The 26,036-nt window shown below is 65.3% G+C and carries 17 protein-coding genes, 1 tRNA gene and 1 pseudogene; 8 read left to right on the top strand and 11 right to left on the bottom strand.

The genetic code is table 11. The features are described from left to right. Nucleotides 1–105: 105 nt before the first annotated feature. Nucleotides 106–1,878: a ShlB/FhaC/HecB family hemolysin secretion/activation protein gene (locus ACY8GK_RS12330; protein WP_462401349.1), complete on the top strand. Its 1,773-nt coding sequence runs from the start codon at nt 106–108 to the stop codon at nt 1,876–1,878. 43 nt (nt 1,879–1,921) lie between these two features. Beyond that, entirely contained in the window at nt 1,922–10,180 is an 8,259-nt protein-coding gene (locus ACY8GK_RS12325; protein WP_462401348.1) for a YDG domain-containing protein, read from the top strand. Nucleotides 10,181–10,434: 254 nt separating this feature from the next. Here ACY8GK_RS12325 and ACY8GK_RS12320 read toward each other — a convergent pair whose 3' ends face one another. The 10 genes and pseudogenes from ACY8GK_RS12320 to ACY8GK_RS12275 all read right to left on the bottom strand — a co-directional run bounded on the left by ACY8GK_RS12320 (nt 10,435) and on the right by ACY8GK_RS12275 (nt 19,586). Further along, the gene (locus ACY8GK_RS12320; RefSeq protein ID WP_462403018.1) at nt 10,435–11,166 is read right to left on the bottom strand and encodes a methyl-accepting chemotaxis protein; all 732 of its coding nucleotides are present in this window, start codon (nt 11,164–11,166) and stop codon (nt 10,435–10,437) included. A 132-nt stretch (nt 11,167–11,298) separates the two neighbouring features. Further along, nucleotides 11,299–12,414, bottom strand: a pseudogene (locus tag ACY8GK_RS12315) (Cache 3/Cache 2 fusion domain-containing protein); the annotation flags it as partial. Nucleotides 12,415–12,776: 362 nt separating this feature from the next. Next, entirely contained in the window at nt 12,777–13,877 is a 1,101-nt protein-coding gene (gene ychF / locus ACY8GK_RS12310) for a redox-regulated ATPase YchF (RefSeq protein ID WP_196176984.1), read from the bottom strand. A gap of 22 nt (nt 13,878–13,899) precedes the next feature. Beyond that, nucleotides 13,900–14,484 carry an aminoacyl-tRNA hydrolase gene (pth, locus tag ACY8GK_RS12305; protein WP_196176985.1) on the bottom strand — a complete coding sequence of 195 codons (585 nt, stop codon included), beginning with the start codon at nt 14,482–14,484 and terminating at the stop codon, nt 13,900–13,902. 78 nt (nt 14,485–14,562) lie between these two features. Then, nucleotides 14,563–15,162 carry a 50S ribosomal protein L25/general stress protein Ctc gene (locus ACY8GK_RS12300; protein ID WP_196176986.1) on the bottom strand — a complete coding sequence of 200 codons (600 nt, stop codon included), beginning with the start codon at nt 15,160–15,162 and terminating at the stop codon, nt 14,563–14,565. 123 nt (nt 15,163–15,285) lie between these two features. Then, the gene (locus ACY8GK_RS12295) at nt 15,286–16,227 is read right to left on the bottom strand and encodes a ribose-phosphate pyrophosphokinase (protein ID WP_196176987.1); all 942 of its coding nucleotides are present in this window, start codon (nt 16,225–16,227) and stop codon (nt 15,286–15,288) included. A gap of 48 nt (nt 16,228–16,275) precedes the next feature. Beyond that, nucleotides 16,276–16,350, bottom strand: a tRNA-Gln gene (locus ACY8GK_RS12290). A 33-nt stretch (nt 16,351–16,383) separates the two neighbouring features. Continuing rightward, nucleotides 16,384–17,229 carry a 4-(cytidine 5'-diphospho)-2-C-methyl-D-erythritol kinase gene (ispE, locus tag ACY8GK_RS12285; protein ID WP_196176988.1) on the bottom strand — a complete coding sequence of 282 codons (846 nt, stop codon included), beginning with the start codon at nt 17,227–17,229 and terminating at the stop codon, nt 16,384–16,386. A gap of 3 nt (nt 17,230–17,232) precedes the next feature. Beyond that, nucleotides 17,233–17,853 carry a lipoprotein insertase outer membrane protein LolB gene (gene lolB, locus ACY8GK_RS12280; protein WP_196176989.1) on the bottom strand — a complete coding sequence of 207 codons (621 nt, stop codon included), beginning with the start codon at nt 17,851–17,853 and terminating at the stop codon, nt 17,233–17,235. 2 nt (nt 17,854–17,855) lie between these two features. Next, nucleotides 17,856–19,586, bottom strand: coding sequence for a tetratricopeptide repeat protein (locus tag ACY8GK_RS12275; RefSeq protein WP_196176990.1), 1,731 nt, complete (start codon nt 19,584–19,586; stop codon nt 17,856–17,858). A 169-nt stretch (nt 19,587–19,755) separates the two neighbouring features. Between ACY8GK_RS12275 and hemA the strand changes: the two genes are divergently transcribed. The 6 genes from hemA to ACY8GK_RS12245 all read left to right on the top strand — a co-directional run bounded on the left by hemA (nt 19,756) and on the right by ACY8GK_RS12245 (nt 25,109). Further along, nucleotides 19,756–21,033: a glutamyl-tRNA reductase gene (gene hemA, locus ACY8GK_RS12270; RefSeq protein ID WP_462401347.1), complete on the top strand. Its 1,278-nt coding sequence runs from the start codon at nt 19,756–19,758 to the stop codon at nt 21,031–21,033. Next, entirely contained in the window at nt 21,030–22,112 is a 1,083-nt protein-coding gene (gene prfA / locus ACY8GK_RS12265) for a peptide chain release factor 1 (RefSeq protein WP_196176992.1), read from the top strand. The genes hemA and prfA overlap by 4 nt, the downstream gene beginning before the upstream one ends. After that, the gene (gene prmC, locus ACY8GK_RS12260) at nt 22,113–22,943 is read left to right on the top strand and encodes a peptide chain release factor N(5)-glutamine methyltransferase (RefSeq protein WP_462401346.1); all 831 of its coding nucleotides are present in this window, start codon (nt 22,113–22,115) and stop codon (nt 22,941–22,943) included. After that, nucleotides 22,937–23,692, top strand: a complete 756-nt coding sequence (locus tag ACY8GK_RS12255) for a molybdopterin-synthase adenylyltransferase MoeB (RefSeq protein ID WP_196176994.1) — start codon at nt 22,937–22,939, stop codon at nt 23,690–23,692. The genes prmC and ACY8GK_RS12255 overlap by 7 nt, the downstream gene beginning before the upstream one ends. Then, complete coding sequence (gene murI / locus ACY8GK_RS12250; protein ID WP_196176995.1) at nt 23,685–24,482, top strand: glutamate racemase; 798 nt, start codon at nt 23,685–23,687, stop codon at nt 24,480–24,482. Before ACY8GK_RS12255 ends, murI begins: the two co-directional genes overlap by 8 nt. Nucleotides 24,483–24,593: 111 nt before the next feature. Beyond that, on the top strand, nt 24,594–25,109 hold the full coding sequence (locus ACY8GK_RS12245; RefSeq protein ID WP_196176996.1) for an acyloxyacyl hydrolase: 516 nt from the start codon (nt 24,594–24,596) through the stop codon (nt 25,107–25,109). 217 nt (nt 25,110–25,326) lie between these two features. Here the strand turns inward: ACY8GK_RS12245 and ACY8GK_RS12240 are convergent, their stop codons facing one another. Continuing rightward, nucleotides 25,327–26,022, bottom strand: a complete 696-nt coding sequence (locus ACY8GK_RS12240; protein ID WP_462401345.1) for an SDR family NAD(P)-dependent oxidoreductase — start codon at nt 26,020–26,022, stop codon at nt 25,327–25,329. Between the last annotated feature and the right edge of the window lie 14 nt (nt 26,023–26,036).

Below are 26,036 nucleotides of genomic sequence, written 5' to 3'. Positions count from 1 at the left end.
CAAAAGTGCGGCGGCACGAAAGCGGGAACACTCTCGGGGTTACTCATCCGGTCAGCCTGCGCAGGTAGCGGATGATCCTCTGGTTTTCATGGAGTGAGTTCCTCGATGCAAAGTTCCTTCCCGACGCCCGCGCGATTCGGCCAGCCGTTGCTGCGCTGGTCCCTGATCATGGCTTGCACGGCGTCCGTCCCGTTCGTTTCGGCCGCGCCCCTGCCTAACGCGGGGCAGTTGCTCAACGAGTACCAGCAGACCGTGCCTGCCGAGCCACAGTCCACCGAGCCGCCGCCAGCATTCGAGCTGCCCACCGAAAGCCGCCAGTTCTCCGAGTCGGCCCTGCGCGTGACGCTGTCGGCCGTGCGTTTCAGTGGCGATACACAGCTAGCCGAGAAGGAAAACCTGCAGTCGCTGATCAAGCCGGTGATCGGCAAGACCCTCGACCATGCCGGCCTGCAGCAAGTGGCCGACGCGCTCACTCGCTACCTGCGTGGTCGAGGCTATGTGCTGGCGCGTGCCTACCTGCCTCGCCAGGACCTGACCGAAGGCGTCCTGGAGATCGCCTTGATGCAGGGCCGGCTGGAGTCGGGCGAGCAACGTATCGAGGTGGGCGGCTCGTCGCGCAGCAATCCCGAGCGCCTGCGTGCCATCGCCGCATCGGCCTTGCCAGAGGGTGAGGTGCTGCGCGCCGAGGACCTCGAGCGGGCTCTGTTGCTGATCAATGATCAACCGGGCGTCAGCGCCCGTTCGGCACTGGAGCGTGGAGCTCAGCCGGGAACCAGCCGGCTGCTGGTCGACGCCAAGGCCGGGCCTCTGGTGAGCGGCGGCGTGTCGGCCGACAACTATGGCAACCGCAGCACCGGGGTGGCGCGGATCAACGCCCAGGTGAGCCTCAACGACCCGCTGGGCATTGGTGACCAGCTGACCCTGGGAGCCAGCAAGACCACCGGGAGCGACATCGTCGGCGCCAGCTACAGCCTGCCCCTGACGGCCTCGGGCTTGCGCCTGCAGGTTGGCGCGTCGTACCTGCGCTATGACGTCGACCAGGACCAGTTCCGCGAGCTGGACCTGCGCGGCAATGCGCGTACCGCCTCGATCGGCTTGAGCTACCCGTTGATCCGTTCGCGCCTGCAGAACCTCTACGTGACCGCCGGTTACGAGCACAAGGCCCTGGAAGACCGGGCCCTGGGTAGCAACCTGCGTGACCGCCAGCTGGACAACTTCACCTTTGCCCTGAGCGGCAACCGCTTCGATGACTTTGCCAGCGGCGGGGTGACCGATGCCGGCATTTCCCTGACCCTGGGCGAGCTCGACCTGAGCGGCAATCGTGCCGATGAATATGCCGATGCCCGCAGCGCAGGCAGCGATGGACGCTTCGAAAAGCTCAACCTGCGCATCTCGCGCTTGCAGAACCTCGGTGCCGGTACCGACTGGAGCCTGTTCGCCGGCCTGTCCGCGCAATGGTCCGACCAGAACCTCGATTCGGCGGAAAAATTCCTGCTTGGCGGGCCCGCTGGTGTGCGCGCCTACCCGATCGGCGAGGCGGCCGGCGACCATGGCTGGCTCGGCACCCTGGAAGTGCGGCGGATGATCGACACCGGCATTCCACAGCTGCGCCTGCAAGGGCTCGGCTTCTTCGACACCGGCAGGGTCTGGCTGCACCAGGACCCATGGCCGAGTTCGGAAAACAACGCGACCGGACGCAACCGTTATGACCTCAATGCGGTCGGTGCCGGCCTCAACCTGTGGTTCGACCGTTGGACGCTGCGTACCGCGGTCGCCCGTACGCTGGGGGACAACCCCGGCCGCAGCGTATCCGGCCTGGATGCCGACAGCCGCTCCAGCGACTGGCGCGCATGGATTCAAGCCTCCGTGGCGTTTTGAGAATCGCCCCGGCGGGCATTGATACCTTTGTGAGGAACACCTTATGAAAAGCGCATCGTTGAACCATGTCTATCGCCTGGTCTGGAGCGACACCGCCCAGGCCTTCGTGGCGGTTGCCGAAACCTCCACTGCCCGCGGCAAGCGCGGTGGCGTGATCGGCATGCTGGCTGCCCTGGGCCTGCTCGGCAGCGGGCTGGCCTGCGCGGCACCGTTGCCCACTGGCGGCAACATCGTCGCCGGGGCTGGCAGCATCAGCCAGAACGGCAGCCAGATGAACATTCACCAGACCTCCGACAAGATGGTCGCCCAGTGGAACAGCTTCGACATCGGTGCCGACGCTTCCGTACGCTTCGACCAGCCGAACAGCCAGAGCATCGCGCTCAACCGGGTCGTCGGCGGTGGCAACGCCAGCCAGATCCTCGGCAAGCTCGACGCCAATGGTCAGGTCTGGCTGCTCAACCCCAACGGCGTGGTGATCGGCAAAGGCGCACAGGTCAACGTCGGCGGCCTGCTGGCCTCTTCGCTGCAAATCACCGATGCTGACTTCATGGCCGGCCAGCACCGGCTCACTGGCGGTGCCGGCGCCGGCGCGGTGGTCAACCAGGGCGACATTCGCGCCGCGCAAGGCTCGATGGTCGCGCTCATCGGGCCGCAGGTCAGCAATACCGGCTCGATCAGCACACCTGGCGGCAGCACGGTCATGGCCGCCGCCGACAAGGTCAGCCTGGACTTCCAGGGCGACGGATTGGTCAGCGTCAACGTAGAACGCGGCGTACTCGATGCCCTGGTCGAGAATGGCGGACACATCAGCGCCGATGGCGGCACCGTTACCTTGAGCGCCCGCTCGGCGGACGCGGCCATCAGCAGCGTGGTCAACAACACCGGTGTGATCGAGGCGCACAGCCTGGTGGCGCGCAACGGCCGGATCGTCCTCGACGGTGACGACCAGGGCGGGCTGACCCAGGTAGCCGGCACCCTCGATGTCTCGTCAGGCCAAGGCAAGGGAGGCGAGATCGTCGTGACCGGCGAGCAAGTCTCGCTGCAGGCTGCCAAGCTGAACGCCGATGGCGCCAAGGGTGGCGGCAGCATCAAGGTCGGCGGTGGCTGGCAGGGCCAGGACAGCAGTGTGCGCAATGCCCGCCAGGTCGAAGTCGATGCGGCCTCGCACCTGCACGCCGATGCGACCGCCCAGGGCGACGGCGGTACCGTCGTCGCCTGGTCGGACCAGGACAATCGTTTCGCCGGCAAGATCTCGGTGCGCGGTGGCGAGCAGGGCGGCAACGGTGGCAAGGCGGAAGTCTCCGGTAAGCAGACCCTGCGCTACGATGGGACCACCGATGCGCGGGCGAGCAAGGGGCGCACCGGCGACCTGCTGCTCGACCCCACCAACATCACGGTGTCCGGCGGCAGTGGAAACAGTGGCGACTGGACCAGCGGTAGCGGCGACATCACCGTCTACGAAAAGACGCTCGAAGCCCAGACCGCCAACGTCTTGATGACCGCAACCGGTGCCATCACCTTCGCCGACCTCCAGCAGAACGGCGGCGATGGCACCATCAGCATGCAGAAAGACGTCAGTCTGCGGGTGGAGGCCGGCAATCGTTCCAGCAGCAACAGTGCCATCCGCTTTGACAATGCAGGCAACACCATCGAGGTTTCCGGGACCGGGAGCCTGTACTTCCAGTCCGGTGGCACCGGCAGTGGCAGCATCAGCAACGTCGCCAACCTGATCGCCCATGGCGCGGGCGAAAACCCCGACGTCGCCGCCTTGCCGACGCACAACGTCAATTCGGCAGGTTCGGGCACCCCTGGCGCCGGCAGCATCACGTTGCTGGGTGCCGATGGCCTGACCATCGCCGGGGCATTGACCACCCATGGCGGCTACGTGCGCCTGTCCAGCGATTCGGACAACGGTGGGCGTGGTGCGTTGACCATCGATACGCCGATCAACACCAACGGCGGCAACCTGTACCTGTCGTTCGGTACCACCAATTATGCAGAGAGCATCGCTACCCTCAACGGCGACGTGACCCTGGGCAGCGGGCGCCTGTACTTCGGCGATGCCATGGGCGCCAGCGCCTTGGGTGGCTCGACCGGCGAGAAGCGCCTGGGCGGCCTGCTCAGCCTCAGCGGCGACGTGAATTTCAACACGCCGTTGACCATGCTGGGTGGCGCCTCGATCCATACCGATGGCGATATCAACTTCACCAGCACCGTCAAGCTCGATACCGGCGACCGCGCTCTGACCCTGCGCGCCAGCAACATCGACTTCACCCAGGCCCGCCTGCAGAACGTCTCGACGGCGAGCATCAACCTGGAGCCTTGGCAGGCCTCGACCAACATCGCCCTGGACGGTACCGACGGGATCGCCACGGCCGATACGCTGGGCAAGCTGGACAACATCCGCAACTTGACCATCGGCCGCGCCGACGGGACCGGTATCACCACGGTCAACAGCAGTGGCTTCAGCTTCAATGCCAACAACAACCTGACCTTGCTCAACGGCGAGCTGCAGGTGAACGGGGCGCTGGAGAACCGCAATGCCACTGGACACGTGATCGGCAAGGCCGGCGTGGGCGATGTGCTCATCGGTACCGGCGGCAGCGTGCAGGCCCATGGCAGCGGCGACGCGGTGGTCCTGGCCGCGGCACGCAACTTCGTCAACAATGCCGGCGCCAATGCCTTGCTCAGCAGCAACAGCGCTGGTCGCTGGCTGACCTACTCGACTTCCCCACAGCAGGATACGCGCGGTGGGCTGGCCGTCGACTTCAAGCAGTACAACACCCAGTTCGGCGACACCATCGCCCAGTCCACCGGCAACGGGCACATCTACAAGGTCGCGCCGGTGGTCAAGGTCAGCCTGACCGGGGAAGTGCGCAAGACCTACGACGGCAACGCCCAAGCTTCGCTCGACGCTGGCAACTATACGAGCACGGGCGCCATCGACGGTGACCAGGTGGGCTTCGTCATCGGCGCGGGCGGGCAGGCCCAGTACGACGACAAGCAGGCCGGGGGCGGCAAGTCGGTGAGCGCCACCGGCATCGCGATCGGCGATGCCAGCAATGGGCAAGTGAAGGTCTACGGCTACCAGTTGGAGTCCGACAGTGCCTCGGCCGACATCGGCGTGATCGACAAGCGCAAGCTGGAGCTGGGCAACGGCGGCAACGGCGCGGCACAGGTGGCTGACAAGGTTTACGACGGCACGCGCGTCGCCGAAGTGACGGATGTGGTCTTCGACAACCTGGTTTCCGGCGACCAGTTGCACGCCACCGGCAGCGGTAGCTTCAGCGACAAGAATGCAGGCATCAGCAAGACGGTCGAGGTGACCGGGCTGCAGTTGCTGGGCGCGGACGCCGGCAACTATGAGCTCGACCTGTCCGGGCTCGCACTGACGGGCGTGGCAGACATCACGCCCAAGGGGCTGACGGTCGGTCAGGTCGGTGTGGCCGACAAGACCTACGACGGTGGCCGCAACGCTTCGGTAACCGGTATCGAGCTGCAAGGCGTGATTGCCGCGGACCAGGGCAAGGTCGTCGGCGAGGCGGGCACGGCGCTGTTCGCCGACAAGAATGCGGGCAGCGACAAGGCAGTCGTGCTCAGCGACATGGGCCTGGTCGGCGATGAGGCCGGCAACTATACCCTGCTCGACGCCACGGCCAGTGGCGTAGCCAGTATCGCGCGCAAGGTGTTGACCGGTATTGCCGAGGTGGCCGACAAGGTCTACGACGGCGGCACCAACGCCCAGCTGAGTGACCTGGACCTGGTTGGCGTGGTCGACGGCGACGAAGGCAAGGTGACGGGTAGCGGTACCGGCTCGTTCTTCGACAAGAACGCTGGCATCGGCAAGTCGGTCACCGGTTCGGGCATCGCCCTGACTGGCGAAGAAGCCAACAACTACCGCTTCGATACCACGGCCGAAATCGGCAAGGCGACGATCGAGCGCAAGGTGCTGACCGGTATCGCCGAGGTGGCCGACAAGGTCTACGACGGCGGCACCAACGCCCAGCTCAGCGACCTGGACCTGGTCGGCGTGGTCGACGGTGACGAAGGCAAGGTGACCGGGACCGGCACCACCGGCTCGTTCGTCGACAAGAACGCTGGCGTCGACAAGTCGGTCACCGGTTCGGGCATCGCCCTGACTGGCGAAGAAGCCAACAACTACCGCTTCGATACCACGGCCGAAATCGGCAAGGCGACGATCGAGCGCAAGGTGCTGACCGGTATCGCCGAGGTGGCCGACAAGGTCTACGACGGCGGCACCAACGCCCAGCTCAGCGACCTGGACCTGGTCGGCGTGGTCGACGGTGACGAAGGCAAGGTGACCGGGACCGGCACCACCGGCTCGTTCGTCGACAAGAACGCTGGCGTCGACAAGTCGGTCACCGGTTCGGGCATCGCCCTGACTGGCGAAGAAGCCAACAACTACCGCTTCGATACCACGGCCGAAATCGGCAAGGCGACGATCGAGCGCAAGGTGCTGAGCGGTATCGCCGAGGTGGCCGACAAGGTCTACGACGGCGGCACCAACGCCCAGCTCAGCGACCTGGACCTGGTCGGCGTGGTCGACGGTGACGAAGGCAAGGTGACTGGCACTGGTACCACCGGCTCGTTCGTCGACAAGAACGCCGGTGCTGACAAATCGGTTACCGGTTCCGGCATCGCCCTGACTGGCGAAGAAGCCAACAACTACCGCTTCGATACCACGGCCGAAATCGGCAAGGCGACGATCGAGCGCAAGGTGCTGACCGGTATCGCCGAGGTGGCCGACAAGGTCTACGACGGCGGCACCAACGCCCAGCTCAGCGACCTGGACCTGGTCGGCGTGGTCGACGGTGACGAAGGCAAGGTGACCGGGACCGGCACCACCGGCTCGTTCGTCGACAAGAACGCTGGCGTCGACAAGTCGGTCACCGGTTCGGGCATCGCCCTGACTGGCGAAGAAGCCAACAACTACCGCTTCGATACCACGGCCGAAATCGGCAAGGCGACGATCGAGCGCAAGGTGCTGAGCGGTATCGCCGAGGTGGCCGACAAGGTCTACGACGGCGGCACCAACGCCCAGCTCAGCGACCTGGACCTGGTCGGCGTGGTCGACGGTGACGAAGGCAAGGTGACTGGCACTGGTACCACCGGCTCGTTCGTCGACAAGAACGCCGGTGCTGACAAATCGGTTACCGGTTCCGGCATCGCCCTGACTGGCGAAGAAGCCAACAACTACCGCTTCGATACCACGGCCGAAATCGGCAAGGCGACGATCGAGCGCAAGGTGCTGACCGGTATCGCCGAGGTGGCCGACAAGGTCTACGACGGCGGCACCAACGCCCAGCTCAGCGACCTGGACCTGGTCGGCGTGGTCGACGGTGACGAAGGCAAGGTGACCGGGACCGGCACCACCGGCTCGTTCGTCGACAAGAACGCTGGCGTCGACAAGTCGGTCACCGGTTCGGGCATCGCCCTGACTGGCGAAGAAGCCAACAACTACCGCTTCGATACCACGGCCGAAATCGGCAAGGCGACGATCGAGCGCAAGGTGCTGACCGGTATCGCCGAGGTGGCCGACAAGGTCTACGACGGCGGCACCAACGCCCAGCTCAGCGACCTGGACCTGGTCGGCGTGGTCGACGGTGACGAAGGCAAGGTGACCGGGACCGGCACCACCGGCTCGTTCGTCGACAAGAACGCTGGTGTCGACAAGTCGGTCACCGGTTCGGGCATCGCCCTGACTGGCGAAGAAGCCAACAACTACCGCTTCGATACCACGGCCGAAATCGGCAAGGCGACGATCGAGCGCAAGGTGCTGACCGGTATCGCCGAGGTGGCCGACAAGGTCTACGACGGCGGCACCAACGCCCAGCTCAGCGACCTGGACCTGGTCGGCGTGGTCGACGGTGACGAAGGCAAGGTGACCGGGACCGGCACCACCGGCTCGTTCGTCGACAAGAACGCTGGTGTCGACAAGTCGGTCACCGGTTCGGGCATCGCCCTGACTGGCGAAGAAGCCAACAACTACCGCTTCGATACCACGGCCGAAATCGGCAAGGCGACGATCGAGCGCAAGGTGCTGACCGGTATCGCCGAGGTGGCCGACAAGGTCTACGACGGCGGCACCAACGCCCAGCTCAGCGACCTGGACCTGGTCGGCGTGGTCGACGGTGACGAAGGCAAGGTGACCGGGACCGGCACCACCGGCTCGTTCGTCGACAAGAACGCTGGTGTCGACAAGTCGGTCACCGGTTCGGGCATCGCCCTGACTGGCGAAGAAGCCAACAACTACCGCTTCGATACCACGGCCGAAATCGGCAAGGCGACGATCGAGCGCAAGGTGCTGACCGGCATCGCCGACGTGGCCGACAAGGTCTATGACGGCAACACCGGCGCCCAGTTGGGTAACGTTGGTCTGGTCGGCGTGATCGACGCCGACCAGGGCAAGGTGACCGGCGCCGGTAACACCGGCTCGTTCATCGACAAGAACGCCGGCGCCGACAAGACGGTCACCGGTTCCGGCATCGCCCTGACTGGCGAGGAGGCAGGCAACTATAGCTTCGACACCAGCGCCGAGATCGGCAAGGCGACGATCGAGCGCAAGGTGCTGACCGGTATCGCCGACGTGGCCGACAAGGTCTACGACGGCAACACCATCGCGCAGCTGGGCAACGTTGGCCTGGTCGGCGTGGTCGACGGTGACCAGGGCAAGGTGACTGGCAGCGGCACCACCGGCTCGTTCGCCGACAAGAACGCCGGCACCGGCAAGTCGGTCACCGGTTCCGGTATCGCCCTGAGCGGTGCAGAAGCGGGCAACTACCGCTTCGATACCACGGCCGAGATCGGCAAGGCGACGATCGAACGCAAGGTGCTGACCGGTATCGCCGACGTGGCCGACAAGGTCTATGACGGCAACACCGGCGCCCAGTTGGGCAACGTTGGTCTGGTCGGCGTGATCGACGCCGACCAGGGCAAGGTGACCGGCGCCGGTAACACCGGCTCGTTCGTCGACAAGAACGCCGGCGCCGACAAGACGGTCACCGGTTCCGGCATCGCCCTGACTGGCGAGGAGGCAGGCAACTATAGCTTCGACACCAGCGCCGAGATCGGCAAGGCGACGATCGAGCGCAAGGTGCTGACCGGTATCGCCGACGTGGCCGACAAGGTCTACGACGGCAACACCATCGCGCAGCTGGGCAACGTTGGCCTGGTCGGCGTGGTCGACGGTGACCAGGGCAAGGTGACTGGCAGCGGCACCACCGGCTCGTTCGCCGACAAGAACGCCGGCACCGACAAGTCGGTTACCGGTTCCGGCATCGCGCTGACCGGCGAAGAAGCGGGCAACTACCGCTTCGACACCACCGCGCAAATCGGGCGGGCGTCCATCGAGCAAAAAGCGCTCAGCGGGACTGTCGTGGTTGGCAGCAAGACCTACGACGGCAGCACCCTGGCGCCGATCGAGCAGATCATTCTCGATGGCGTGGTCGATGGCGACGTGGTGAGCGCATCGGGAACCGGCTTCTATGCAACGCCTGCGGCCGGACCAGGCAAGGCTGTCAGCGTTTCGGACCTGTTGCTGGCCGGTACGGATGCAGGCAACTACCGTATCGATCCGGTCATGCTGATCGGTGAAGGCGTCATCGAGCCTGTGCTGCATACCCCGGTAGGCTTGATCACCGAGGTGCAAGGTGCCAATGGCACGGCGTTGTTCGTCGATCGCAGCGATACGCTGGTGACGGAGCACCAAGGTGGCAATCTGTTCGTGAGCAACGGGCCGATCTACCGAGACGCTGCTCCGGATGCCGTGGACGGCCTCGCCGGCCAGGCGCTGGTGCTCGATACCCCGCTGCGCGGCCATGGTCGCTGGAGCCTGGCGCTGGCCGACCAGCCAGCCGAGCCTACCGTGCATGGCACGCTGGGCGTGTTCAACCGGGAACAGGGCGCGAGCGCGCAGCTGCAAGGTCGCTACCGCGCCGCGGACCTGGGCAACAGCATCACGCTCGAGTCGACGCACGAAGCGGTGCAGGCAGTGCCTGACCTGAGCGGAAACCATTCGGCATGGACCCGTGCCGAGATCCTCGATGGCAACGGCACGGCCGTCACCATCAAAGTGATGGTCTTCAGCAACGGGACCCTGCGAATCGATGCGCCCGTGCCTGCTTCGGCGGCCTCCGACGAAGAGCTGGCAAGCCAGGGCCTGGCAGTGGCCAAGCTACGCTTGAAGGTCGGTGTCGCAGGCATCCGTGCCGTGCTGATCGAAAGAAGCGCCCGGCAGAGCGCGACGCCCGCGGGCTCCGGCTATACCGTGGCGCAGCGCTAGCCCGGGCCAAGAGGGCGGGGCGCAGCCAGGTAGTCGCGCCCTCTGGCCCTGCCTGCCCAGTGGCATTGCGGCATGAGCTTCGTCCCGGTTTCGGCCTGCCCCGGCAAGGTCGATGCCGGAACAGGGTTCGCACCGCCCCAAGCCATCCGTGACCCTTGTCGGTCCGGATGGCTTTTTCTTGGCGGCCAGGTACACATCGAGCGTTTACCGTTGTACCGCCGCGACTTCCTGATGCCGTTGGAGCGCCGCGCAGGCTAGCGCTCGACGCGGAAGCGGCCGACCTGCTGGCGCAGCTGCCCGGCCAACCCTTCCAACTCCTGGGCCGTGGCGGCCAGTTCGTTGGCCACGCCGTGTTGCTGGCTATTGGCCTGAGCGATGCTCTGCAGGTTGCGGCTGAGCACGGTGGCCGTGCTGCTCTGTTCCTGGGTAGCGGTGCTGATCACGGCGAACTGTTCGCCCGCGACGCGACTCTGTTCGTCGATGCGGGCCAGGGCCTCGGCGACCTTGCCGTTGCGTTCCAGCCCTTGCTGCATCATCTGGTTGCCTTGTTGCAAGGTGCCGATGGCTTGTCCGGTTTGTTGCTGGATGCTGGCGATCATCCCGGAAATCTCTTCGGTGGCCTGCCGGGTGCGCGCCGCCAGGCTGCGTACCTCGTCGGCGACCACGGCGAAGCCACGGCCCTGCTCGCCCGCCCGGGCGGCCTCGATGGCGGCGTTCAAGGCCAGCAGGTTGGTCTGTTCGGCAATCGCGGTAATCACCCCGACGATACCGCCGATCTCTTGGGAGCGTGCGCCCAAGGTATCCATCACTGAAGTCGTCTCTGTCAGGGCTTGGGCAATCTGCCGCAGCGAAGCCGACGCCTCGTCCATGGCGCTGCGTCCGATGCGGGTCTGCTGGGCATTGTCCCTGGCCATGCGTTCGGTACCGAGCATGTTGTCGGCGATGTCCATCGAGGTGGCGCTGAACTCCTCGACCGCGCCAGCCATGCTGGTGATTTCCCCGGACTGCTGCTCCATGCCTGCGCAACCCTGCGAGGACAGCCCAGCCAGCGAATGGGCACGTGCGCCGACCTGCTCGGAAGCATCGCGGATCTGCCTGACCATGCTGGTCAGGGCATCGGCCATCTGGTTGAAGCTGCGCGCCAGCTGGCCGATTTCGTCATGGCTGGTGAGCGCCAGGCGCGCGCCCAGGTCGCCTGCGCCCAAGGCTTCGGCCTGGCGTACCAGGTCGCCCAGTGGGCGCAGCTTGCGGCGCAGTAGCCAGAGCGTGGCGGCCACCGCCAGCAGCATCGTCAGCAGGCTGCCGATGGCCAGGCGCAGGCCGACGCTCCAGGTCACTTCGCGCAGCTCCTTTTCAGGCATGCTCGCCACCACGCTCCACGGCCCTTCGGCAAAGGCCACGGCCACGCTGAACAACGCTTGATCGTCGCTCTGCCAGAAGCGACCAGCCTGGCCGACGAGACCGCTCAGCGCCGCGGCCGCCGCTGACAGGTCGGTCACCCCGGCTGGCGCGACCAGCCACTGGCCTTGCTCGTCGAGTATCGCCAGCGAGCCGGTCTGGCCGATGCGAAAGCGCTGCAGGTTGGCGATCTGGGCGTTCTGCGCATCGGTATAGTCGAACCCGACGAACAGCACGGCGAACACCTGGCCATTGCCATCGCGCACCGGGACGTAGCGAGTCATGTAGTTGCGCTCGAACAGCAGGGCCCGACCGACATAGGTCTGACCGGCGAGCAGTCGCGCATAGGCCGGATGCTGACGGTCGAGGCGGGTACCGATGGCGCGACTGCCGTCCTGCTTGGTCACCGACGTGCTGATACGGATGAAATCCTCGCCACTGCGCACGAACAGGGTCGCCACGCCGGCGGTCATCAGCTTGAAGTCGTCGACCTGCTGGAAGTCGTTGTTCAGCAGCCGCTCGCCCTGGTACAGGGCTGGCGTGGCCTCGCCGGCGACCTGTACCGTCTCGCCCGCATGCAACGACAGGCCGGAGGCGAAGCGCCGCTCGAACAGGCCGCTCAGGCGCTGGGTATTGTCCTTGAGCGAGCCATGGAAGGTATCGAGCTGATCAGCCAGCAACCGTGCCTCGCTGGCCAGGTGCTCCTGCCGGGTGGCCAGGTTGGCGTTGTCGAGCGAATGCAGGGCGAACAGGGTGCTGCCGGTGATCACCAGCGTCAGCACGATGGCCAGGGCGATACCGAGTTGAGAGGCGATGCGGGCTCGCGGGGTAGGCATGGCGAAGCTCCTTGCGAGAGGGCGGGATCGTCCGGGTCACGCGGATCGCCAGCTTCTCGTCCATGGCCCATCACGGTTGCGCCGGAGCGCTTTCCCAGAGGATCGGCGGCGCTGGGGAATACTTGAGTGCAAAGAGGGGTCTGCGGTCGAAGAGGGGGAGGAACAGGGTAGTCATGGCGGCTTAATGGGGTATTTTCGCCTTGATACCCCATTTAGAGGTTTGACTAGCCCATTTTTTGTACAGGGCAGACAGAAGTAACGTTCGCCGCGCCGACATCACGGCGCGGGGAAAGGAACAAGGCGTGACCCTCGGGAGCGCTCGGTAGACCGTATCCAAGCGCTCCTGAACGCTGAAGCGTTGTTCAGACGTTGAAACGGAAGTGCATCACATCGCCATCCTTGACGATGTAGTCCTTACCTTCCAGCCGCCACTTGCCGGCTTCCTTGGCGCCGCTTTCGCCCTTGTACTGGATGAAGTCGTCATAGGCGACCACTTCGGCGCGGATGAAGCCTTTCTCGAAGTCGGTGTGGATAACCCCGGCGGCCTGCGGGGCGGTGGCGCCGACGCGAACGGTCCAGGCGCGGACTTCCTGCACCCCGGCGGTGAAGTAAGTCTGCAGGTTCAGCAGGCTGTAGCCGGCACGGATGACGCGGTTCAGGCCAGGCTCTTCCAGGCCCAGGGCCTCGAGGAACATGTCCTTCTCTTCGCCTTCCTCGAGCTCGGCGATCTCGGCTTCGATCTTGTTGCATACCGGCACCACCACCGCGCCTTCTTCCTCGGCGATGGCCTTGACCACGTCCAGGTGCGGGTTGTTCTCGAAGCCGTCCTCGGCGACGTTGGCGATGTACATCACCGGCTTGCTGGTCAGCAGGTGGAAGCCACGGATCAGGGCCTTTTCGTCGGCACCCATGTCCTTCATCAGGCTGCGCGCGGGCTTGCCTTCGGTGAAGTGGGGGATCAGCTTCTCGAGGATGGCTTTCTGCGCCAGGGCGTCCTTGTCGCCACCCTTGGCGTTGCGGGCGACCTTCTGCAGCTGCTTTTCGCAGCTGTCGAGGTCGGCGAAGATCAGCTCCAGGTCGATGATCTCGATGTCGCGCTTGGGGTCGACGCTGTTGGACACGTGGATCACGTTCTCGTCTTCGAAGCAGCGCACCACGTGAGCGATGGCGTCGGTCTCGCGAATGTTGGCGAGGAACTTGTTGCCCAGGCCTTCACCCTTGGAGGCGCCCGCGACCAGGCCGGCGATGTCGACGAATTCCATGGTGGTCGGCAGGACGCGGTTGGGCTTGACGATGGCCGCCAGGGCGTCGAGACGCGCATCGGGCATCGGCACGATGCCGCTGTTCGGCTCGATGGTGCAGAAGGGGAAGTTCTCCGCCGCGATGCCGGATTTGGTCAAGGCGTTGAACAGGGTGGACTTGCCCACGTTGGGCAGGCCGACGATGCCGCAGTTGAAACCCATGGGTATTCCCCTCTTGGTGAGTTCAGGCCTTCTGGCCGTGCAGTTCGCGCATGGCCTTGGCGAAGTCGCCGGCCAGCACGTCCGGCAAGACGCCGAGGGCAAAATCGATGCTGGCGTCGAGCTTCTCCTGTTCGGCGCGTGGCGCGCGACCCAGGACGAAGTTGGAGACCAGCTTGGCGTCACCCGGGTGGCCGATGCCGAGCCGCAGGCGGTGGAAGTCGTTCTGGTTGCCGAGCTGCGCGATGATGTCGCGCAGACCGTTGTGCCCACCGTGCCCGCCGCCCTTCTTGAGCTTGGCGACGCCCGGGGGCAGGTCGAGTTCGTCATGCGCCACCAGGATGGCCGCCGGCGGGATCCGGAAGAAATTGGCCAGCGCCGCCACGGACTGGCCGCTGCGGTTCATGTAGGTGGTGGGGATCAACAGGCGAACATCGTGGCCCTGATGGCTGAATTTTGCCGTCAGGCCGAAATACTTGCGATCAGCGGCCAGGGAGACACGCTGGGCGCTGGCGATGCGTTCAACGAAAAGAGCCCCTGCGTTATGCCGGGTCTGTTCGTATTCGGGGCCCGGGTTACCCAGGCCGACGATCAACTGGATGGCGGTCACGTCAGGGGCTCTTCCTTGGAGTCGGTGGATTACAGTGCGCGCAGCACTGTAATCCAATCAACACCGGCGCGCGAGTGGTTACTCGGCAGCGCCTTCTTCAGCAGCTTCGGCGGAGATGCGCGGAGCGTGAACGTTGGCAACGGCCTTGTCATCACCGTGGGCCAGGGCGACGAACTCGACGCCTTTCGGAGCCTTGAGGTCCGACAGGTGGATGATGGTGCCGATTTCAGCGTTGGCCAGGTCGACTTCGATGAATTCAGGCAGGTCCTTGGCTTCGCAGGAAACTTCGATCTCGTTCTCGGTGTGCGAGACTTCGCCGCCTTTCTTGACCGGCGCTTCTTCGTTGATGAAGTGAACCGGGACCTTGGCGGTCAGCTTCTGGCCGGCGACGACGCGAACGAAGTCGGCGTGCATGATGAAGCCCTTGGACGGGTGACGCTGCAGAGCCTTGACGATGACGTTCTGCTTGGCGCCGTCGACGTTCAGTTCGATGACGTGGCTGAAGGCCGCCTCGTTGTCGAACAGCTTGGTGATTTCCTTGGCCAGGATGGTCAGGGATTCGGCGTCCTTGTTGCCACCGTAGACGACGGCCGGGATGTTGGCGGAGTGACGCAGGCGGCGGCTCGCACCTTTCCCCAGGTCAGTACGCGCTTGGGCGTTCAGGATGAAATCGGTCATTTTTGTTTCTCCAAGTAAGCCTTCCGGAGGGCGCTTGCGACCAGCGCCGGACCGGAAAGGGCAAAAAAGCCCCGCCCCAGCGACGATGCTGGGGCGGGGCGCTTTTCGTCAGTCGATGCCCGCTTAGCGGAACATCGCGCTGATCGATTCTTCGTTGCTGATGCGGCGTACCGCTTCAGCCACGACCGGTGCGATATCCAGCTGACGGATACGGTCACAGGCCTGCGCCGCGGCGGACAGCGGGATGGTGTTGGTCACCACCAGCTCGTCCAGCACGGACTTCTCGATGTTCTCGATCGCACGACCCGACAGGACAGGGTGGGTGCAGTAGGCATAGACCTTGGCTGCGCCGTGTTCCTTCAGGGCCTTGGCCGCATGGCACAGGGTGCCGGCGGTGTCGACCATGTCGTCTACCAGGATGCAGGTGCGTCCTTCGACGTCGCCGATGATGTGCATCACTTCGGAGTGATTGGCCTTTTCGCGGCGCTTGTCGATGATGCCCAGGTCGACACCCAGGGACTTGGCGACGGCACGTGCGCGCACGACGCCACCGATGTCCGGGGAGACGATCATCAGGTTTTCGAAGCGCTGGTCCTCGATGTCGTCGACCAGTACGGGCGAGCCGTAGATGTTGTCGACGGGGATATCGAAGAAGCCCTGGATCTGGTCTGCGTGCAGGTCGACGGTGAGAACACGGTCGATACCGACGACGGTGAGCATGTCAGCCACGACCTTGGCGCTGATCGCTACACGAGCCGAACGCGGACGGCGGTCCTGGCGGGCGTATCCGAAGTAGGGAACCACGGCGGTGATTCGGGAGGCTGAGGAGCGGCGGAAGGCGTCGGCCATCACCACCAGTTCCATCAGGTTATCATTGGTTGGCGCGCACGTAGGCTGGATGATGAAGACGTCCTTACCACGAACGTTCTCATTGATTTCAGCACTGATTTCGCCGTCGGAGAACTTGCCGACAGAAACATCACCCAGAGGGATGTGCAGCTGACGTACGACACGCCGAGCCAGATCGGGGTTGGCATTCCCCGTAAAGACCATCATCTTGGACACGCGCAGTACCTGAAGGCTGAGGGTATACCTGGATGAGTATAAGGAAAATGGCAGGGGCGGCTGGATTCGAACCAACGCATGGCAGGATCAAAACCTGCTGCCTTACCGCTTGGCGACGCCCCTGTATCTGTTGCTTTCGAGTACGATACTCGATTCCTAGAGCAGGCTCTGCAGCTTGCGATGCAACATCGAGATGTTGCTTCCCTTTGCCACAAACCCTGTTTGGGTCTCTGAAAGAAGGGCCAGAACTCTATCAGCTTCGGCTTTGCTTGGGAAGGCCCCAAACACGCAACTTCCAGTCCCGGTAAGTCGAGCTTCGGTGTATCGACCCAGTGCGTTCAGTGCAGCGCGAACTTCCGGATAACCTTGCTCTACCACCGGTTGGCAGTCATTTCGACTGTTTCCCTCGGGAACGGGGCGCATCTTAAGGGGGAGGGAATCACGTGTCAACTGCGGATGTGAAAAAATTTCCGCTGTGCTGACAGACACTTGCGGCACCAGCACGACGTACCAAGGCTCGTCCGGATCGACCGGTGTCAGCTGTTCGCCGACGCCCTGGGCGAACGCGGCATGACCACGCACGAAGACCGGCACGTCGGCGCCGAGGGCCAGGCCCAGCTCAGCCAGGCGATCGTGATCCCAGCCCAGTTGCCAGAGGCGATCGAGCGCCAGCAGGGTAGTGGCGGCGTCGGAACTGCCGCCGCCGATGCCACCACCCATTGGCAGAACCTTCTGCAGCCAGATGTCCGCGCCCAGCCGGCAGCCCGAAGCCTGTTGCAGGCTGCGCGCGGCGCGAACGATCAGGTTACTGTCGTGGGCAACCGTCGCGAGCGAGTCGTGCAGGCATATCTGGCCGTCCTGGCGCAGCTCGAAGGTGAGCTGGTCGGCATGCTCGAGAAACTGGAACACGGTCTCCAGCTCATGATAGCCATCGGCGCGGCGGCCGATGATGTGCAGCCACAGGTTGAGCTTGGCCGGCGCCGGCAGGGTAAGCCTGGCCATCGCTCAGCGCCCCAGCTGGCGGGGCTGCCAGCCTTTGACCACCACGGTCACGTCGAGGTCCTGGCCATGCAGCTTGATGCGTTCGGGCAGCCAGTAGCCGTTCTGCTCGGTGTAGCTCAGGTAGCGTACCTGCCAGCCGTCCTGGTCCAGGCTGGCCAAGCGGCTGTCGCCATCGAGGGTCAGCTGGCTCTTGCTGTCGGGTGCCGGCAAACCGCGAACCCACCATACCAGGTGCGATACCGGCAATCGCCAGCCGAGCTGTTGCTCCAGCAAGGTCTCCGGGGAGGGGGCCTCGTAGCGGCCCTGGTTGGCGACTTCCAGCACCACGCCACCGGGGCGGCCGGTCAGGCGAGCGGCGCCACGGCCCAGCGGCCCGGCCAGGCGAATGTCGTAGTAGTCCTGGCGCTGCAGCCAGAACAGCGTGCCGCTGCCGGAATCCTTCGGCGCGCGGATGCCGACCTTGCCGTCGATCTGCCAGCCGTCGAGGCTCGACAACTGCGCCTTGTGGGCCTTCCATTGTTGCGGATTGCCCTGGCCCTGGAGGGCTTCGCGGGAGCCGAAGCCGGCGCAGCCGGCCAGCACGGCGACGAGGGTGAAGACGATGCAGTGGCGCAGCAATGACATGTTCAAAGGTTCTCGGATCCGGTCAGGCGCAGAAGAGTCTTGCGCAGGATGGGGCTGTCGGGCTCGGCTTCGAGGCCCTTGGCCCAGAACTGGCGGGCCTCGCGACGCTTGCCGCCAACCCAGAGGACTTCGCCCAGGTGGGCGGCTACCTCATGGTCGGGGAAGCGCTCGTAGGCCTGGCGCAGCAGGCGCTCGGCCTCGTCCAGCTGGCCCAGGCGGTAGTTCACCCAGCCAAGGCTGTCGAGCACGGCCGGGTCGTCGGGGTTGATCTGGTGGGCCTTCTCGATCAGCGCCTTGGCTTCGGCGTGCCGACTGGTCCGGTCGGCGAGGGTATAGCCCAGGGCATTGAGCGCCATGGCATTGTCCGGCTCGCGGGCGATGATCGTGCGCAGATCGCGCTCCAGTTGCGCGAGGTCATCGCGCTTTTCGGCAAGCATGGCGCGGGTGTAAAGCAGGCTCAGGTCGTCGGGATGGTGCTCGATGGCTTGCGCCAGCACGGCTTCGGCCTGGGCATCCTTGCCATTGTTGCCCAGCGCCTCGGCCTCGATCAGGTAGAGCTGTACGGCCAGGTCGGGCTGCGCCTCGCGGGCCTCGGCGAGCAGATGCGAGGCCTGCTTGCCGCGGCCGTTGCCGATCAGGATATCGGCCTGGCGCAGCATGGCGGGCAGGTATTCGGCGCCGGGGCCGACCTGCGCGTACTCGCGCAAGGCGCCTTCGGGGTCGTCGCGCTCCTCGCGGACCCGCCCCAGGTTCAGATGCGCGGCATCGACGTTGCTGTCGCGCTCGATCAGCTCGCGCAAGTAGCCCTCGGCTTCGTCCCAGTCCTTGGTTTCCAGGCTGATCAAGGCCAGCGAATAGCGCAGCTCGTCGTCGTCCGGGTACTGCTGGACCAGGCTGGCGAACTCAGCCTTGGCCTCCAGCAGGCGGTCCTGTTCCACCAGGGTCCGGGCGTAGGTCAGGCGCAGGCGCTTGTCGTCCGGGTTCTCGCGGATGGCCTTCTGCAGCAGCGGCAGCGCTTCGCTGCCTCGCTCGAGCGTTTGCAGCAGGCGGGCGCGCAACAGCAGTGGGGCGATTTCACCCTCCTGCGCAGGTTGGGCCTCGAGCAGGTCGAGCGCTTCCTGGGCCTTGCCGTCCTCGTTGAGCAGCAGCGCCTTGCCGAACACCAGCTGGCTGTTGTCGGGATGCTTCGCCAGCAGTCGATCGAAGCTCTGCAGCAGGCCGTCGCGGGTGCCCTGGTCGGTTTCCGCCGCCGACAGGGCAAGGAAATCGAAGTGCGTGTCGCCCTGGCCCTGCAGGACCTTCTCCATGTAGGCCATGGCATCGTCATAGCGCCCGGCGCGAGCCAGCTGGATGGCCGCGGCGCGCTGCGCATCGAGGTTGCCGGCATCGTTGCGCGCCCAGATCAGGGCGCTGTCCAGCGCCGGCTGGTCGGCGCCGAGGTATTCGGCGATGCGGTAGGCTCGCTCGGAGACACCGGGGTCCTGGGTCTTCTCGGCCTGGTCGACATAGTTGCCCAGGGCGATGTCGAAACGGTTGCGCTGGCCGGCCAGTTCGGCCACCAGCAGGCTGTAGAGGGTGTCCTGGCTGAACGATCCGTAGACCACCGGCTTGGCAGGTTCGGCAGGCGCCGCCTCGAGGGTGGGCGTGGCGGCGGCCGGCGGTTTTTCCGGGGCCAGGCTCTGGCAGCCCTGGAGCAGGGCGAGTGCGAGCAGCAATGCGTGGGATCTGTTCATATGAGGAAGGCTTTGGGGCTCACCGGCTGTCCTGGCAATCATGACACAAGCGCTGGGGCAAACCCACCAGCGATGTCCGAGGTCTATTGAGACAATAGCGAACGGTGGTTGTTCTGGAACCTGCGAAGTAGGACAATTAACGGCTTCCTGTCATCACCAGCGATCTTGCATGGCTTTTCTCGCACTGGGTATCAATCACAAGACGGCTTCGGTAGACGTCCGCGAGCGCGTGGCCTTCACGCCCGAGCAGCTGGTCGATGCCCTGCAGCAGCTGTGCCGGCTCACCGGCAGCCGCGAGGCGGCCATCCTGTCGACGTGCAACCGCAGCGAGCTCTACCTGGAGCAGGAGCACCTGGGCACCGATGAGGTGCTGCGCTGGCTGGCCGACTACCACCAGCTGAGCCTCGCGGAGCTGCAGGCCAGCGCCTATGTCCACGAGGAACACGCTGCCGTGCGGCACATGATGCGCGTGGCGTGCGGCCTGGACTCGCTGGTGCTGGGCGAGCCGCAGATTCTTGGTCAGATGAAGTCGGCCTACGCCGTGGCGCGCGAGGCCGGTACCATCGGCCCGTTGCTGGGGCGACTGTTCCAGGCTACCTTCAATGCCGCCAAGCAGGTGCGTACCGACACGGCGATCGGCGAGAACCCGGTTTCCGTGGCATTCGCCGCGGTCAGCCTGGCGCGCCAGATCTTCAGCGACCTGGGCCGCAGCCAGGCGCTGCTGATCGGCGCCGGGGAAACCATCACCCTGGTGGCCCGTCACCTGCACGAGCAGGGCGTGCGACGCATCGTGGTGGCCAACCGGACCCTGGAGCGGGCCAGCATCCTGGCCGAACAGTTCGGCGCGCATGCCGTGCTGCTGGCCGACATCCCCCAGGAGCTGGCCAACAGCGACATCGTCATCAGCTCCACCGCCAGCCAGTTGCCGATCCTCGGCAAGGGCGCGGTCGAAAGCGCCTTGAAGCAGCGCCGGCACAAGCCGATCTTCATGGTCGACATCGCCGTGCCGCGAGATATCGAACCGCAGGTCGGCGAACTGGACGACGTCTACCTCTACACTGTAGACGACCTGCATGAGGTGGTCGCGGAGAACCTCAAGAGCCGCCAGGGCGCGGCGCAGGCCGCCGAGGAGCTGGTCAGCGCCGGCTCCGAGGAATTCATGACGCGCTTGCGCGAGCTGGCGGCGGTGGATGTGCTCAGGGCCTACCGCCAGCAAAGCGAGCGCCTGCGTGACGAAGAACTGCAAAAGGCCCAGCGCCTGCTGGCCAACGGTGGCAATCCGCAGGACGTGCTGGCCCAGCTCGCCCGCGGGCTGACGAACAAACTGCTGCACGCCCCCAGCGTGCAGTTGAAGAAGCTTTCGGCCGAAGGTCGCCTCGATGCGCTGGCCATGGCCCAGGAACTCTTTGCCCTCGACGAGGGCTCCACGGACAAGACCCCGCAATGAAAGCGTCGCTGCTGAACAAACTGGACACGCTCCAGGACCGCTTCGAAGAACTGACCGCCCTGCTGGGCGACGCCGAGGTCATCGCCGACCAGGCCCGATTCCGTGCCCATTCGCGCGAGTACGCCGAGGTCGAGCCGGTGATCGGCGCCTACCAGCAGTGGCGCAAGGTGCAGGATGATCTGGAAGGCGCCCAGGCGCTGCTCAAGGACAGCGACCCCGACCTGCGCGAGATGGCCGCCGAGGAAGTGCGCGAGGCCAAGGAGCAGCTGCTCGCGCTCGAAGGTCGGCTTCAGCGCATGCTGCTGCCCAAGGACCCCAACGACGGACGCAACGTGTTCCTCGAGATCCGTGCCGGGACAGGCGGTGATGAAGCCGCCATCTTTTCTGGCGACTTGTTCCGCATGTACTCGCGCTATGCGGAGAAGCGCGGCTGGCGCGTCGAGATTCTTTCGGAGAACGAAGGCGAGCACGGCGGCTACAAGGAGATCATCGCCCGGGTCGAGGGCGACAACGTGTATGCCAAGCTCAAGTTCGAGTCGGGTGCGCACCGTGTGCAGCGGGTTCCGGAAACCGAATCCCAGGGCCGCATCCATACCTCGGCATGTACCGTCGCGGTGCTGGCCGAGCCGGATGAGCAGGTGGCCGTCGAGATCAACCCGGCCGACCTGCGGGTCGACACCTACCGCGCCTCGGGCGCCGGCGGGCAGCACATCAACAAGACCGACTCGGCCATCCGCATCACCCACTTGCCCACCGGTATCGTGGTGGAATGCCAGGAAGAGCGCTCCCAGCACAAGAACCGGGCGCGTGCCATGTCCTGGCTGTCGGCCAAGCTCAACGACATCCAGACCAGCGCCGCGCAGAATGCCATGGCCAGCGAGCGCAAGCTGCTGGTCGGTTCCGGCGACCGCTCCGAGCGGATCCGTACCTACAACTATCCGCAGGGTCGGGTCACCGACCACCGTATCAACCTGACCCTGTACTCCCTGGATGATATCCTGGCCGGCGGCGTCGACGCCGTCATCGAGCCACTGCTGGCTGAATACCAGGCCGATCAACTGGCCGCACTGGGGGATTGAATGACCATCATCGCCAGCTTGTTGCGCGGCGCCCAACTGCCCGACTCGCCGACCGCACGGCTGGATGCCGAGCTGCTGCTCGCCCATGCCCTGGGCAAGTCGCGCAGCTACCTGCACACCTGGCCGGAGCGCATCGTCAGCAGCGAGGCGGCCGAAGCGTTCGCCGAGTACCTGGCGCGTCGCCGGGCCGGCGAACCGGTGGCCTATATCCTCGGCCACCAGGGGTTCTGGAAGCTTGACCTGGAAGTCGCCCGGGACACCCTGATCCCGCGGCCGGAAACCGAGCTGCTGGTGGAGATCGCGCTGCAGCGCGTGCCGGCCGTACCCGCCCGGGTGCTGGATCTTGGTACCGGTAGTGGAGCCATTGCCCTGGCCCTGGCCAGCGAGCGGCCTGCCTGGCAGGTATTGGCGGTGGATCGTGTCGAGCAGGCCGTCGCCCTGGCCGAGCGCAACCGTCAGCGCCTGCGCCTGGACAACGTCCAGGTCCGCGCCAGCCATTGGTTCGATGCACTGGCCGGGCAGCGTTTCGGACTGATCGTCAGCAATCCGCCCTACATCGCCGCTGCCGACCCCCATCTGTCTGCCGGGGACGTGCGCTTCGAACCTAGCAGCGCCCTGGTGGCGGGCCGCGACGGCCTCGATGACCTGCGCGCGATCATCGCCCAGGCCCCGCAACACCTCGAGCCAGGAGGCTGGCTGATGCTCGAGCATGGCTACGACCAGGGCCAGGCAGTGCGCGAGTTGTTGCTGCGCCAAGGCTTCTGTGAGGTCGACAGCGCTTTGGACCTGGCAGGGCACGCACGTATCAGTTTCGGGTGCCTGCCATGCTGAGCGACCAGGAGCTGTTGCGCTACAGCCGGCAGATCCTGCTGTCGCAGGTCGACATCGATGGCCAGTTGCGGCTCAAGCAGGCCAAGGCCCTGATCGTCGGGCTCGGCGGGCTGGGCTCGCCGGTGGCGTTGTACCTGGCAGCCGCCGGGGTAGGCGAGCTGCACCTGGCCGACTTCGACACCGTCGACCTGACCAACCTGCAGCGCCAGGTCATCCATGACAATGCCAGCGTCGGCATGAGCAAGGTGGATTCGGCGCTCCAGCGCCTGCGCGCGATCAACCCGGAGGTCAAGCTGGTCGCCCATCGCCATGCGCTGGACCAGGACTCCCTGGCGGCGACGGTGGCCGCGGTGGACCTGGTGCTGGACTGCTCCGACAACTTCGGCACGCGCGAGGCGGTCAACGCAGCCTGCATGGCGGGTGGGCGCCCGTTGGTCAGCGGCGCGGCGATCCGCCTGGAGGGCCAGCTCACGGTCTTCGATCCGCGGCGTGACTACAGCCCCTGCTATCACTGCCTGTACGGCCATGGCAGCGAAGCCGAGCTGACCTGCAGCGAAGCCGGCGTACTTGGCCCGCTGGTCGGTCTGGTCGGTAGCCTGCAAGCGCTGGAAGCATTGAAACTGCTGGCCGGGTTCGGCGAACCGCTGGTGGGCCGGCTGCTGTTGATCGATGCGCTGGGCACCCGCCTGCGCGAGCTGCGCGTCAAACGCGACCCTGCCTGCCCGGTCTGCGGTTCGCTCCATGAGTGAACGGGCCGCGCCGATCGGCGTGATGGACTCTGGCGTGGGCGGCTTGTCGGTGCTGGCCGAAATCCAGCGCCTGCTGCCCGCCGAAACCCTGTTCTACGTGGCCGACGCCGGCCACGTCCCCTATGGGGAAAAATCCCCCGACTATATTCGCCAGCGCTGTCGACGCATCGCCACGTTCTTTCGCGAACAAGGCGCCAAGGCCATGGTACTGGCCTGCAACACGGCTACGGTCGCGGCGGTGGCAGACCTGCGCGAGCGCTATCCCGACTGGCCACTGGTGGGCATGGAGCCGGCCGTCAAGCCTGCCGCGGCGGCTACCCGCACGGGCGTGGTGGGCGTGCTGGCAACCACCGGTACCCTGCAGAGCGCCAAGTTCGCCGCCTTGCTCGACCGCTTCGCCAGCGACGTGCGGGTGGTCACCCAACCCTGCCCAGGACTGGTCGAGCTGATCGAGGCGGGCGACCTGCACAGCCAGGCCCTGCATCGATTGCTGCTCGGTTACGTGGAGCCGCTGCTGGCGGCTGGCGCCGACACGTTGATCCTGGGCTGCACGCATTATCCCTTTTTGCGGACGCTGCTGGCGCGCATGGTGCCTCCACAGGTAGCCATCATCGATACTGGCGCGGCGGTGGCGCGCCAGCTGCAACGGCTGCTGGCCCAGCGTTCGCTGCTGGCCGAGGGGCCGGCACAAGCTTCGAGGTTCTGGTCCAGCGGTGATCTGGACAAGTTCAGGCACGTCCTGCCTTTGTTGTGGAATAAATCTGAAGATGTGCGAAGCTTCGAATTGTAAAAAAAGCGTGAAATTTTCATGTAGTAGCTGAACTATCGTGCCACTACAGATTTCTATTGATCGCTTGATCGAGGCAACACATCAATAACAGCATTGGATAGGACGTTTCTCATGAAGAAACTTTGCTTGGCGGCGCTTGCCGTTGCAGCTCTGGGGCAGTCGATCGCAGCGCAAGCCGCTGACGTGTCGTTTTCGGTAGGCCAGACTGGCGACTCCACCATGGTCTATCGCCTTGGCCTGCAGTCGAACTGGGACGCCAGCTGGTGGCAGACTAGCGTCGGTCGCCTGACCGGCTACTGGGATGGTGCCTATACCTACTGGGATGGCGACAAGACTGCCAGCAACCACAGCCTGTCCTTCGCTCCGGTGTTCGTCTACGAGTTCGGCAACGGTTCGGTCAAGCCTTACATCGAGGCTGGCATCGGTGTGGCCGCGTTCTCCAGCACCGAGCTGGAAACCAACCAGTTGGGCTCCTCCTTCCAGTTCGAGGACCGCATCGGCTTCGGTCTGCGCTTCGCCGGCGGCCACGAGCTGAGCGTGCGCGCGATCCATTATTCGAACGCCAGCATCAAGGAGCCCAATGATGGTGTCGAAAGCTACTCGCTGAACTATCGCATGCCGCTCTGACCTGGCAGGCGAGACCATTGCCGCCTGCGGTAGATACCTTCGACAGTCAGTGGCGATTCCAAGGTCCCGAGGCCGCATAGCGGCTCCGGGATCCGCCAACCTCCGCGGCTCTGCCTGCCACCACCATCTGTGCATGAGCACCGATCTTTCAAAACCTGCCAGATCCTGAGGCTGCTACGCGCCCATCGCGGCATTGCGGCCGCTTCCCTGTATGGACTCATGACAGCGGCCACAGGCTGTTCTGGTTCAGGGCGTCGAGGATCAGTTCGCAATGGCGGGTCGATGCTTGTGCCAGGATCTGGCTCGCAGCGCTCTCGGGTGTCCAGTATTCCGGCGCCGTCTGCACCGAGGAGGGCGGGGCGGTGGGTGATCGTGGCGCCACCAGCGACAGGTCGATACGGCGTGCCTGCAGGCAAGCGCGCTGTGCCCGGAGCCAGCGTAGCGGATTATCGCCAGCCGGGCAGGACAGCCCGCACTTGGTCGCCGGCAATGCCGAACAATGGCTGAAGATGCCGACCACCCAGGGGGTCTGGCTTGCGGCCAGCAGCGGCAGGGCGCTACCCAAGGCCGCTTCGGTCGCCTGCCGATTGCTGCGCAGGATGCGCTCGAACAGCCCGCTGGCCTGCAGGTCCCCCTCCAGGTAATCGCAGGTGCCTGCATTGATGATCAAGGTGTCGAGCGAACCCCAGCGATCTCCCAGCCGTCTGGCTGCCTCGCTGGTCTGTTCGCCGCTGGTCAAGCGGCCAGGCAACTCGAGCAGCCGCTGAGCATGTCGCTGGCGTTGATCATCGAGCGCATGCCCATCGCGCGTGCTGGCGGCCACGCGATGCCCTCGCTCGAGCAACTGCTCCACCAGCGCCAGCCCGAGCCCGCTGGTCGCGCCAGTTACCCAGAAGGTTGATGATCTGACCAAGCACCTGCCCCCTC

Source organism: Pseudomonas sp. Marseille-QA0332, from assembly GCF_054950175.1.
Note: the sequence above shows the minus strand (reverse complement) of the source record. Positions and strands in the feature narration are given on the sequence as shown.